We start from the raw sequence: 11845 nt of genomic DNA, 5'->3' as shown, positions 1-11845 counted from the left end.
ATAAGCCTCTTGCTCAGGGAATTGTCTGGATAGAGAGTACGTTCGCTCGAGCCTGACTCGACTCGACGACCCGCGCGTCATCACGTACCCGGTTGACCCGAATCACAGCAGTATAAATGCGCCCTGGCGGCGGCAGGCCCAAGGCGTGCGAAACGCGGATACACAGCGAGCGCCAATGCAGGGCGCGCGGGCCGTGCGCAACGCCAGTAACGGACTTCGACACACCAACGGGATGACGTGCCCCAAACGCAGGCAAACCTACCTGTTGTGCTATATTTTTTTACCACCTGCTTCACGGCAGCGCGTCTTGCCGCATCGACACTCTCACGACATCTTCATCGATCGCCGCTCGCAGTCGTAGCCCATTCCCGGTTCATTCAAGGCGAGCAATCAAGGACTGCCATGACGATCAACACCTATCGCTTTCGCGACCCGCTTTCGTATCCGCACATCAGCGCAAACGCGCTCGCGAGCGGCGAAGAAGGCGTCTGGATCGAGCCGCCCGGCACGCCGTCGACGCGACTTCGCATTCCGCCGGTCTTCCACGACGTGCCCGCGGCGCCGAGCATCTTTCCCGATCTCAGCACGCGCCCGCCTATTGTCTATCCGCCGGTGTTTGCGCTGGCGCGCAACGCGGTCACGCTCACCGGGTATCGCACGGTACTCGGTCCGGACGGCACCTTCTGCTCGGACGTGGCTTTCGTCGATGACCGGACCCGCGTCAACGCCTTGGAGCGCCTCGCCTCGCCCGACGATTTCCACAACGAATCGACCGGCCTCGTGCGAGTAGAAGGCAGCAGCGACGAATTCCGCTTCGAGCCGCGCGAGCGCCCCGTGATCGCTCATAACGAGCCCGTCGCGATTCTCTCTTCGACCGAGCCGTCGAACTATGGCTCGTTTTTGTTTCGCGCGCTGCCCAAGCTTCGCTCGCTGCAGGAAGCGGGCCTCGATCTTCCCGTGCTCGCGCCGGTGTACGCGAAGTCCATGCAGGATCTGCTCGTGCTCGCCGGCATCGATCCGTCACGAATCATTCCGCACTACGCCAACGCCATTTACCACCTCGACCGCGCCGTCATCCTGAGCCTGCGCAATCACGAAGGTTTTCTCGACGACGCCACCCTCGCCTTCTACGCCGAGATGCGCGCGAAACACGGCGTTGCGTCTCAAGGCCGGCGCCTGTACATCACGCGCCGGAACATGGACCGTCCTTCGATGGCGGCAGGCGGGCGCCGCATGCGCAACGAGGAAGAACTCATTCACGCGCTGGAGGCGCACGGCTTCGAAATCGTCGAACCGTCGAGAATGACCGCGGTGGAACAGATTCGACTTTTCTCGTCGGCCGGCACGATTGTCGGCCCGTCGGGTTCCGCGATGTTCAACGCCGTGTTCTGCCATCCCGGCACCACGCTCGTCGACATTGAATCCGAGCCGCACTGGATTCACGCGCATATGTCGCTGTTCGGCTCGCTGGGACTGCGCTATGGCATCTTCGAAGCCAGCGCCGACGACCGCGATTTTCGCGCCGCGCACAAGCCGTTCACGGTGGATGTCGAAGCGCTCATGGAGCGCGTTCTCGCGCGGGAGCCGCAGTCGGCCCAGTGATATCGCCGTGACGCAAGACACGGCCGGCGCACTGCGCCGCGCCGTCTTCAGCCTGCTGCCCGCCCTACCTCGGGAACACTTTGCAGAACCGGCACCGTGGCCGGGCTGTAGTCGGGCACCCAGCGTCGCAAGTCACGCCGCACTTCGTCGTCGCCGGGAATGCGGTGCTGCATCAGCCAGGGCAGCAATTCGTCGAGAAGATTGTTGGGCACTTCGCGCGCGCGCGCGATGCGCAACTTCGGATGCGGCGTGCGCGTGGTCGTTTCGTCGTCCGCGAGCAATTCTTCGTAGAGCTTTTCGCCAGGCCGAAGCCCCGTGAAGGCAATGTGAATCTGATCTTCGTTGAAGCCATACAGGCGGATCAGATCGCGCGCGAGGTCGACGATCTTCACGGGCTGCCCCATGTCCAGAATAAAGATCTCGCCGCCGTGCCCCATGCTCGAAGCCTGCAACACGAGTTGCGACGCCTCCGGAATGGTCATGAAGAAGCGCGTGATTTCCGGGTGCGTGACCGTTACCGGCCCGCCCTTCGCGATCTGCTGCTGGAACTTCGGGATCACACTTCCGGCGCTGCCCAGCACGTTGCCGAAGCGGACCGTCTCGAAATGCGTATGGTCATTCGTCTGCTGTAATGCCTGGCACGCCATTTCCGCGAGGCGCTTGCTCGCGCCCATCACGTTCGTCGGGTTGACGGCCTTGTCGGTCGAAATCAGGACGAAGTGGCGGACCTTATGTTTGATCGCCGCGCGCGCCACGCGATACGTGCCCAGGACGTTGTTGCGAACCGCCTGCCACGCATTCAGTTCCTCCATGAGCGGGACGTGCTTGTAGGCCGCCGCATGAAACACGATGTGCGGCGTGTAGCGCGCCATGACCTGGTCGAGCAACAGCGCGTCTTTGGCATCGCCCACCACGGGCACCAGCGAAAGCTCGGGGAAGCGCTCCCGAATTTCTTCGGTGAGCTTGTACATGGAATATTCGGAAAGATCGAGCGCCACGAGCTGCGCGGGCGCGAAGCGGAGAATCTGGCGGCACAGTTCGGAGCCGATCGAGCCGCCGGCACCCGTCACCATGACCACGCGGCCACGCAACAGCGCTTCGACGTGCGGCGTGTCGATCTTGACCGCGTCGCGGCCGAGCAAGTCCTCGAGGTCGATGTTGCGCACCTGCGAGAGAAAGCCCGCTCCCGGCAAGAGCTCTTTCAATGCGGGCAGGACGAGCGCCTTGACGCCCGCGCGCACACACTGGGTGGCCGCGCGGCGCTGCGCTTCGGCCGATGCCGACGGTATCGCGATAATGGCGAAGTCGCACCGGAGCGCCTGCGCCCAGTGCGCGACGTCGCCGATCGCGCCCAATACCTTGTAGCCGTAAATCTCGCGCCCTTGCTTGGCCGGGTCGTCGTCGAGCAAGCCGACAAGACGCCACTCGGCGGAGCGCGACAGTTCGCGCGCCAGGCTCGCACCGGCGCCGCCGGCGCCGATCACGATCACGGGCTTACCTTGCGCAACCAATGCGCCGTACAGGTAAAACTCCTTGGTCGCGCGATAAAGCGCCCGGGAGCCGCCCATGATGAAGAAAACGAGGAGCGGCGAGACGATCAACACGGAGCGCGGAATGATCGGGGTCGGTTGCAGCATGACCGACACGATCATGGACAGCAGCGCGGCCGAAGCAATCGCTTTGGTAATGCGCATCAGGTCGGGCAGGCTCGCGAACACCCACATGCCGCGATACAAGCCGAAGCAGCGGAACATGACCGCGTAGATGGGCAGCACCCAACGCAGCGTGTCGATTGCGCCACGCCAGAAGTCCGTGGGAACCGAGGCGTTGAAGCGCAGCAGATAGGCGACCAGCCACGCAGCGGCCACCGCGCTGATGTCGAATAGAAACGCGCCGAACGATAGCCATCCGGCCTTATTACGGAGCATCAGCATTCACCTCACGTTGTCTTGCTGGGGATTGAAAACTCCGCCAGCGAACGTCAATTGCCAAGCCCATCACCACAAGGATGGCTACCCAAGCCCCGACGATTGCCCACTGCAGAGCGGGCGAACGCCCAAGAGACCAGACAGCAAGCGCCGTGCCCAGTCCCATCACCACGTACCATATCAGCGCCGTGGCGGCATGGCCAGTGCCGGAGCGGACCATACGCTGATAATAGTGTTCGCGATGGGCCTGCCAAAATTTTTCGCCACGCGCGAGACGCTTCAACAGCGTGGCGGAGGCGTCGGCGATGAACGGCGAAAACACCAGCGCCGGGAACCAGATCGCCCAGACGCCGGTACGCCACCCCCAATAGCCGAGTGCTCCGGCCAGAAAACCCGTGGGAATGGAGCCGGCGTCGCCGAGAAATACTTTGGCCGGATGGAAGTTGAACAGCAGAAATCCCGCCGCCGAGCCCGCGATCGCGGCGGCGGCCCAGCCTAGCGCGGGAAGCGGATGCGGCCCGGCGAGCGCCGCGAGCGCGTAACCGCCGAAGCCGAAGAGCGCCATGCCTCCCGCGAGGCCGTCCGAGCCGTCCATGAAGTTGTAGAGATTGACGAGCCACAGCATCAGGAACGCCACCACGGCGGCGCACCACCATGGCACCGGCGCGGGATACACCAGGACCAGCGCGCCCACGGCGACGAAATGCGCGGCGAAGCGCACGCGCGCAGGCAAACCGCGGCGGTCGTCGATTTGCGAAATACCCATCAGCAGCAGCGTGCCGAGCGCGATCAGCCAGAGCGACGGCGCCAGCAGAAGGATCGCGGCGACGGCGACGGGCATCATGCCCCAGCCGCCCACGCGCGGCGTTGGCCGAACGTGCAGCGACCGGTCATTGGGGATGTCGGTCGCGAGCCGCCACGCCAGCCCGCTTTTCAGCAGAACGGCGAGAATGGCCGCGCATAACGAAGCGCAAACCAGGGCGATCAATACGGCAACTGCCGGTATGGAAACATGCATGGTCGTTACGTGTGTGAATGGCGCGTCGCTTGCGTCTCACGATACCAGCGCGCGGTTTTCGCAAGTCCCTCTTTGGCCGTGAACGGCGGCTGCCAATCCAGCTTCTCGCGAATCAGCGAGGTGTCGAGCCGCAAGTCGGACGTCAGCCGCTGGATCTGCGCCGAGCGCCCCGTCAACCTGCCCGCCACGCTCAGCAGACCAGGCGGAACCGGAATCAGGCGCGCGGGTTTGGCCAGGTCGTCGGCGAGTACGCGCAGCAATTGGGAGACCGAAAGATCGTCGGTATCGGCCACATGGAAGCACGCGTTCGCGGCGCGGGCGTCGGTCGCGCATCGCATGAGCGCATCGGCGAGATTCTCCGCGTAGACCATGCTGCGCCGCGCGTCGATGGCGCCGAGCGGCAGCGGCATACCGCGCCACAATGCACTCATCATCTGCAAGAAGTTCGCGCGCACGCCCGGTCCGTACACGAGCGGCGGTCGCACGACCACGATCTCCAGCGAAGTCTGGGCGCCCAGCGCCCAGAGCGCGTCTTCCGCCTCGCGCTTCGAGCGGCCGTACGGGTCGAGCCAACCGGGCGCCGCCGACTCGGCGAGCGGCGTTCCGCCGTCCGTCTCGCCAACCGCCTTGATGCTGCTCGCGAACACCAGCCTTCGCACGCCGCGCGCGTGAGCGGCGCGCGCCACGCGCAACGTCCCTTCGACGTTCGTGGCATGGAACGCCTTCCCGGGATCGGGCGACTCGTCGCGCATCACGTGCACGCGCGCGGCAAGATGAACGACGCAATCGGGCGTCAGGTCGTCAGGCCAGGCTTCGAGCAGGCCAGCGAAGTCGGGCGCATCGTGGCGCCATTCGCGCACGCCCGCCATACCCAGCGTGCCGCGCCGCACCAACGCCGTGACATCGTGGCCATGACGCACCAGCGTTTCGCACAATGCGCGGCCCACGAAGCCGTTCGCGCCCGTCACCAATATCCCGCTCACAGCCACTTCCATCCAAACCGGTTATAAAACTTGCACGCGGACGAAAGGAACATCCGGATATGCGCGAAGCCCTTGCGCGCGGCGCCGCCGCCGTGATGCAGCACCCGCACGGAGGGCATGTAGACGACGCGCGCCAGTTCATGCGCGCGCAGGCTGAGATCGTAGTCCTCGAAATAGAGGAAATAGCGGTCGTCGAAGCCGCCGAGCTTTTTGAGCACCGCGGTCTGGAACAACATGAAACAGCCACTGATGATCGGCGGGTCCCACAACGTATCGCGCTCGTTGATCTGCGCGCGCATTTCATAGCGCGCCAGCCGCCGGTCGAAAAGACGCCGCGCCGCACGCGGGAGAAAGCCGCGCACGAACAGGTCGACCAGCGTCGGATACTGACGGCACAAATACTGCAACCGCCCACGGTCGTCGACGATAGCGGGCGCCAGCAATCCGGCTTCCGGATGCTGGTCGAGAAACGAGATCGCCTCGATCATCGCGCGCGGTTCGAGGTCGACGTCGGGATTGAGCACCAGGTGATACCGGCTTTGCGCCTGCTGGATCGCGAGATTGTGTCCGCGCCCGTACCCGACATTGCCGTGACCGCTGATCACGGTGTACGCGATGCCCGCGGCCGACAACATGGCAAGGTCGCGCCGCAAGTCGGGCATGCCGCCGTTATCGACGAGATAAAGGCTTGTTGAGGCGCCTGGACGCTCACGCGCCAGTTCCACGGCCGCCCGCGCCAGGCTCTCGAAGGTGCGGGAAAGCAACGCCGCATCGGGATAAAAAAACACGACCGATACGGACAACGTGCCGTGATCCATGCCAGCTTCCGCACTCGAGGTCATAGAGGAATCGAAACGATCCGGCGCCGATATCAAGCGATCTGCTGAAATCGGGGCCGATGGGTTAGTGTGCAAAAAATGCGCCGCGCCGGCAATCAGGTTTGCGCTTTGTTACCCGGGGGTCGGGTCGTCGTTACGACGAACACCGACGAATCCGGCGTGCTGCCTTTCCGCGCCTTTCACGCCATTACGAAGCCTTCCTCAGCTCCGGTTCGCGTGCCGCGGTGCCGGTGAGAAAATCGGCAAGCGCCGCGCGATCGATGGCGTAGCCCGTGCAGTAGTTGCGCTCGGGCCACGCCACGCAGCTCAGCGAATTGCAAGGCGAGCAATTGACGATCGGCCCGAGATTCAGGCAGGGGTTTTCCTGATCCTGAAACCAGCGCTTGGAACTCACATGAACGGGATTCGTCGATCCGTACAGGCAGATCTGCGGGGTATCCAGAATCGCGCCAAAGTGCGAAGTCCAAGAGTCCACGCCAACCAGCGCGCGACCGAGCGCCAGAATCGCCCGCCACTGCGACGGCATGAAGTTCTGCAGAATCGCACCGTCCGTGTGCTCGACGCGGCGGTCGTTCGCGGCGCCGATCTGGACGAGCTTGAACCCGGCGCCGCGCATCTCGTGCGCGAGTTCCGCCATGATGTGAGGCGGAATGGACTTGAGATGCCAGCCGCCCAGCGGATGAACGAAGACAATCTTTCCGCCGATCGCGTCCACCAGTTCGCGCGCGATGCGGCGCTGCTCGTCGCTGCTCTCGGGCCGAAGATTCGCCAGCCGCGTGTCGGGCGGCAAGCCGACCTCTTCCAGCATGTAGTCGACGAGATTGCGCCCCGTCTCGGAAAGGCTGCGACTCGGATGACAGCGGGCGATGCGCGGCGCGCCATCGCTGCGCAAGCACACGTACTGGTAAGCATCGAGCAAGACGGGATAGGTGTCCTGCGCCGCCGCGACCGGCACGGGAACGGCGTGGACCTCGATACCGCCGCCGAACTCCTGCGCCCAGGCGACCAGCGCTTGCGCCACATGCAAACGGACGCGCTTGCCGGCCGACGCCGCGCGCGCGGCGACCTGAACCGCGAGGATCACGTCGCCGCGATGGAACGGGCACACGATATCGATGAGTTCGGACGCGTCATCCGGCAGCGCCGGGACCGGCTCATCGAGGCGCCGCAAATCGTGAATCGCCTCCCATGCGGGACCGCCGTCGGTCAGCCGGTGGAGTATCGACCGCGAGAACGCGATACCGCTGCGCACTATGGGCACGCCCCGCCGCCCGAGCCGTCTCGACCATTCCGTGACGGACAGGTTCGTGATCAAGCGCGTATCGAATCCGCAGGCGCTTTCATCCAGCAAACCGGTTCGCGGGCCGCCGAATATGCCTTCGGCAAATTCGCTCACCGCCTCGCTGGGCGGCAGCGCGCCGCGGCGCACGGTGGTGGCGCGCACGGCGGCCGCGAGCAACGCCTCGCTCTGTTCCCGCCGAAGAACGACAGGCTCAAGACCCGCCCGATCGAGCGCGCCGATCTCGACGTGCCGCACGCTGGCGTCCGGCGCGGCCGTGCCCGACACCACGATCACGTCGCCCGTGTGCGCCAGCAGGGTCTTGAAAAGCGCGCTGAAGCAGCCGGCGAGCGGCACGTCGTAACGCCCGACCGTCCACAGATAGCGCCCGGTGGCTTCGCGCCAGCCGGTCATGTTCGCGTCCGCGTAACGGAGATCTTGCCGCGCGTAGGGGACGACCTTGAAGCGCGTGAGCGGCAGCAGGCGCTTCCAGGTTTCGACATGATCGCGGATCGCGACGAGCCGTGGCGTTTCCGACGTGGCATCGACGATCACCAGTTCGGCGACGGCGAGCTTCTCGGCCCGCAACGCTTCCACGAGCGCGAGGACGTTATCGAACGGCGCATGTCCCACCACGACCACCGACGACTGCGCGGCGACTTCGGCCACGCGCGCCGCGTCGATCGGCTCGCGGGCGTCGAACGCGTGTTGCGCCTGGCGGATTCGCCCCAGCAGATTGCCGAACCGGGCGGCGTCGAATGCGGCCTCGCCCGGCTGCCCGCGCAACGCGAGGCTCAGGCGGTTCGCAAGACCCGGCGCCGCGCGCCGGACGATGCGCTTCAAGGCGCGTTTCGCGGTCGCTTTCATGCTGCGCCCTCCCCTGCGGTCTTCCACGGCCTGGCCGCCCGCGGCGGAAACGCCAATGCGTAGTTCTCGCCCGCGATCGTCAGATTGGGGCTGTAAAACGGATCGTGCGCGATGACTTCGGGCCAGCGCGCCAGCATGTAGGCGCGCTCGTGCGCATCGCGTTCGATCTGCGCGGCCGAAAGATTCGCACCGCGCGAAATCGATTCGAGGTGGTACAGCTCGGCGAACGGCGTGTAGACGATGTCGTAGCCCGCTTCGCGAATCTTCAGGCACAGGTCGACGTCGTTGTAGCCCACCGTCAGATTGACTTCGTCGTAACCGCCGATCTGCTCGAACACGTCTTTACGCACCAGCATGCAGGCCGCCGTCACGGCGGACATGTTCTGCACCAGCATGGGCCGGCCGAAATAACCGATCGTGTTGCGCGGAAAATGCCGGTGCGGGTGCGCCGCCACGCCATAGAGGCCGAGCACCACGCCCGCGTGCTGGATCGTTTCGTTGGCGTAGTAGAGCTTCGCGCCCACCGCGCCGACATTGGGCTGCGCGAGCTGCGTGACCATCTCGAGCAGCCAGTCGGGATGAATGATCTCGATGTCGTTGTTGATGAAGCCGATCACCGAGCCGCTGGCGATCTCCACCGCGGCGTTGTTCAGCGCGGAGAAGTTGAACGGCGCGCGGATCGTCAGGACCTTGACGCGCGGATCCCGCTGGATCTGCGCGAAATAGTCGAGCGTTTCGGCTTCCTGGCTGTCGTTGTCGACAACGATGATCTCCAGGTTGTCATAGTCGGTGGCGTGCATCAAACCATCGACGGCCGCGCGCAGCACGTCCACCCGGTCCCGCGTGGGCACGACGAGCGACACGCGCGGCAGCAGCGCCGGCGGCTGACGCTTGATGCGCCACCAGCCGGGGAATTGGTCGATGCCCACCACCTGCGACGTGGGCTCCACCGCGGCGAAATATTCGACCATCGCGCGGCGCGCCGTATCCACGGAAGCATCGGGATTGTCGGTCGAGAAGCTGGCGACGCCCGGGAAAATGCGCCAGTGGTAAAGCACGTGCGGAATGTGGCGGATCCGGCTGCCGTCCGTGTGCTGGAGAAAGCGCAAGGCAAAATCGTAGTCCTGACTACCTTCGAAGCCCACGCGAAATCCGCCGATCGCGCGCACGATGGAAGTGCGGTACACGCCCAGATGCGCGATGAAATTCTGCGAATAGAACAGTTCGCGATTCCAGTCGGTTTTGAAATGCGGATCGTGACGCTGATCGTTTTCGTCGACCTTGTCCTCGTCCGTGTAGATCAGATCGACGTCGGGATGGCGGTTGATTTCGGCGGCGATCAGGTAGAGCGCATGCGCGGGCATCGCGTCGTCGTGATCCATCAGCGCGACGAATTCGCCCTTGACGATCTCAAGCGCGGAATTACTCGCCGCCGAGATATGCCCGTTCGTTTCCCGGAACACCACGCGAATCCGCGCATCCTTGCGCAGGTACTCTTCGAGCACCGCGCGGATTTCCGGGTTCGGCGACTTGTCGTCGGCGATGCACAGTTCCCAGTGCGGGTAGGTCTGCGCGATCACGCTGTCGAGCGCCTTGCGCAGGTACCTGGGTCGCGTGTTGTAGACCGGCATCACGACCGAGATGAGCGGCGTGTTCGGCAACGCGTCGCCCAGTTCGCGCAAGCGCGCGAGGTCGTCGGGCGTGAGCGTGTCGTACGCTTCCACCCACGCGCGATATTCGCCCATGTCGTATTTGCCGACGATGCCCGAGCGCACGAGCGTCTTCGCGAGGCGTAGCCTGCCGCGCAGCAACGCGCGCCACACTTCCGCGCGTTGCGCGGGGGCGAGCGCGGCGTAGCCTTCGCGCACGAGGCCCAGTCGCCCCACATTGCGAACGCTCACGGCGTTGAGCCGGAAGCGGACGTCGCGACGGTCGGTCGGGTCGAAGCGCAGCGAACGGACGTCGGGCGGCAGCACGATCAAGCGCTTCTCGCGCCCCTTGCCGTAGCCGGGCATCGTATAGGACGACACCTGTGCGCCGTCGTCGCCGTGAAAGGCGTACAGCGTCGGGTTCAGACTCGCTTCGTCCGAATCCATGTCGACGGTGAACACCGCCCAGCCAGGACGCAGACCGGACCAATGCGGCGCGACCGTCATCTGCGGATCGGCGCCGGTGGAAATGAAACCGCCGCCCGGCGCCGGCGCGAGGTCTTGCGTCGGCGCGAAGGTCGGCGCGGAACCCGAGCGCGCCATGGCACGAAGGCCGCGCGCGAGGCGCCGTGCGACACGCGCGGCGCGCCCGGCGATGCGCACGGGCGCCGTGATTTTCCAGCTCAGCGACGAGCGATACGCATGCACGGCGGCATTCAGTTGCGCGACCGACGCGCCGAGCCGGGACAGCGAATTTTCGAGTTCCTGCTTTTCGGTCTCGAGCCGCTTCGAAGCCAGCCGGTTCGCCTGCGCCGCTTGACGCAGCGCGTCGAGTTCCGCCTTCTGCGCCTCGACCTGCGCCAACGCCGCCTCGAGCGCCTTCGGCGCTTCGCCCAACCCGACCAGGCCGTGATCGCGCGCGGCGATCGTCTCGGCAAGGGTCTCCTTGAGACGGACCACGGTTTCCGCTTCGTCGATGCTGGTTTCGAACACGCCCGAGCACAGCACGGGCAGCGCGCCATCCGAAGCAACCGCGATCACATACATCGGCGCGACGAGACCGGCGCCGCGCTCGATGCCCGCTTCGGTCTTGCGGAAACTCGCCACGCGCGCGGCTTCCTCGGCGAGCAATGCCGACGCATAGACCACGCCCTGCCCGTAGATCGCCACGTTGCGAAACGAACCGCGGATCAGGCTTTCGAACTCGGGCCGCGACAGTTCCTTCACGTGCCAAGGATTCTGAAAACCAGTCAGTTCCGAGTAGACGCGGCGGTCCGGGCTGGACATGATGAGCACGCCGTCCGGGCGCAGCACCCGGCGGATCTCGGCCATCATCTGCGCGTGCTGATCGTGATGCTCGATCGTTTCGAAACTCACCACGACGTCGACCGATGCGTCGTCGAGCGGGATCGTTTGCGCGGAACCCTGGCGAAACTGAAGATTCGCGGCGGTGTGATGCCGCGCCGCATGCTCGATCGTCTCCGGCGAAATGTCGACGCCGATCACCGAGGCCGCCTCGTCCGCGAGCAGCGCGGAACCGTATCCCTCGCCACAGGCGATATCGAGCACGTCCTTGTTCGCGCACACTTCAGCCGCGCAGCGATACCGATGCACGTGTTCGAGCTCGATACCGCCTGTCTGATCGGGCAAAAAGCGTTCGCCGGTAAATTTCATCATGGG

At 65.0% G+C, this 11845-nt stretch carries 8 protein-coding genes; 2 read left to right on the top strand and 6 right to left on the bottom strand.

Annotated elements, in window-relative coordinates:
* The first annotated feature begins 402 nt into the window (after window positions 1-402).
* Complete coding sequence (locus FAZ98_RS03095; protein ID WP_158948675.1) at window positions 403-1602, top strand: glycosyltransferase family 61 protein; 1200 nt, start codon at window positions 403-405, stop codon at window positions 1600-1602.
* Window positions 1603-1649: 47 nt separating this feature from the next.
* Here the strand turns inward: FAZ98_RS03095 and FAZ98_RS03090 are convergent, their stop codons facing one another.
* The 5 genes from FAZ98_RS03090 to FAZ98_RS35540 form a co-directional block, all read right to left on the bottom strand.
* Window positions 1650-3530 (bottom strand): polysaccharide biosynthesis protein, encoded by a 1881-nt coding sequence (locus FAZ98_RS03090; protein WP_158951845.1) that lies wholly within the window; start codon window positions 3528-3530, stop codon window positions 1650-1652.
* Complete coding sequence (locus tag FAZ98_RS03085) at window positions 3520-4548, bottom strand: MraY family glycosyltransferase (protein ID WP_158948673.1); 1029 nt, start codon at window positions 4546-4548, stop codon at window positions 3520-3522. The genes FAZ98_RS03090 and FAZ98_RS03085 overlap by 11 nt, the downstream gene beginning before the upstream one ends.
* A gap of 5 nt (window positions 4549-4553) precedes the next feature.
* Window positions 4554-5531 (bottom strand): UDP-glucose 4-epimerase family protein, encoded by a 978-nt coding sequence (locus FAZ98_RS03080; RefSeq protein ID WP_158948671.1) that lies wholly within the window; start codon window positions 5529-5531, stop codon window positions 4554-4556.
* A complete protein-coding gene (locus FAZ98_RS03075; protein ID WP_233272651.1) occupies window positions 5528-6349 on the bottom strand; it encodes a glycosyltransferase family 2 protein in 822 nt (273 codons plus the stop codon). The genes FAZ98_RS03080 and FAZ98_RS03075 overlap by 4 nt, the downstream gene beginning before the upstream one ends.
* A gap of 208 nt (window positions 6350-6557) precedes the next feature.
* Window positions 6558-8204: a glycosyltransferase family 9 protein gene (locus tag FAZ98_RS35540; protein WP_233272650.1), complete on the bottom strand. Its 1647-nt coding sequence runs from the start codon at window positions 8202-8204 to the stop codon at window positions 6558-6560.
* Here FAZ98_RS35540 and FAZ98_RS35535 point away from each other — a divergent pair.
* Entirely contained in the window at window positions 8151-8579 is a 429-nt protein-coding gene (locus FAZ98_RS35535; protein WP_233272649.1) for a hypothetical protein, read from the top strand. The two genes, FAZ98_RS35540 and FAZ98_RS35535, sit on opposite strands and share 54 nt — an antisense overlap.
* Here the strand turns inward: FAZ98_RS35535 and FAZ98_RS03065 are convergent.
* Window positions 8513-11842 carry a glycosyltransferase gene (locus tag FAZ98_RS03065; RefSeq protein WP_158948667.1) on the bottom strand — a complete coding sequence of 1110 codons (3330 nt, stop codon included), beginning with the start codon at window positions 11840-11842 and terminating at the stop codon, window positions 8513-8515. The genes FAZ98_RS35535 and FAZ98_RS03065 overlap by 67 nt on opposite strands.
* Between the last annotated feature and the right edge of the window lie 3 nt (window positions 11843-11845).

This window comes from Paraburkholderia acidisoli, assembly GCF_009789675.1.
Lineage (GTDB): Bacteria > Pseudomonadota > Gammaproteobacteria > Burkholderiales > Burkholderiaceae > Paraburkholderia > Paraburkholderia acidisoli.
This window is presented reverse-complemented; position numbering and strand designations above follow the sequence as displayed.

What these genes read in the sequence shown, in the direction of transcription:
- FAZ98_RS03095 (WP_158948675.1), top strand. Translation starts at nt 403, where the DNA reads ATGACGATCAACACCTATCGCTTTCGCGACCCGCTTTCGTATCCGCAC.
- FAZ98_RS03090 (WP_158951845.1), bottom strand. Translation starts at nt 3,530, where the DNA reads ATGCTCCGTAATAAGGCCGGATGGCTATCGTTCGGCGCGTTTCTATTC.
- FAZ98_RS03085 (WP_158948673.1), bottom strand. Translation starts at nt 4,548, where the DNA reads ATGCATGTTTCCATACCGGCAGTTGCCGTATTGATCGCCCTGGTTTGC.
- FAZ98_RS03075 (WP_233272651.1), bottom strand. Translation starts at nt 6,349, where the DNA reads ATGGATCACGGCACGTTGTCCGTATCGGTCGTGTTTTTTTATCCCGAT.
- FAZ98_RS35535 (WP_233272649.1), top strand. Translation starts at nt 8,151, where the DNA reads ATGATCGCGGATCGCGACGAGCCGTGGCGTTTCCGACGTGGCATCGAC.
- FAZ98_RS03065 (WP_158948667.1), bottom strand. Translation starts at nt 11,842, where the DNA reads ATGATGAAATTTACCGGCGAACGCTTTTTGCCCGATCAGACAGGCGGT.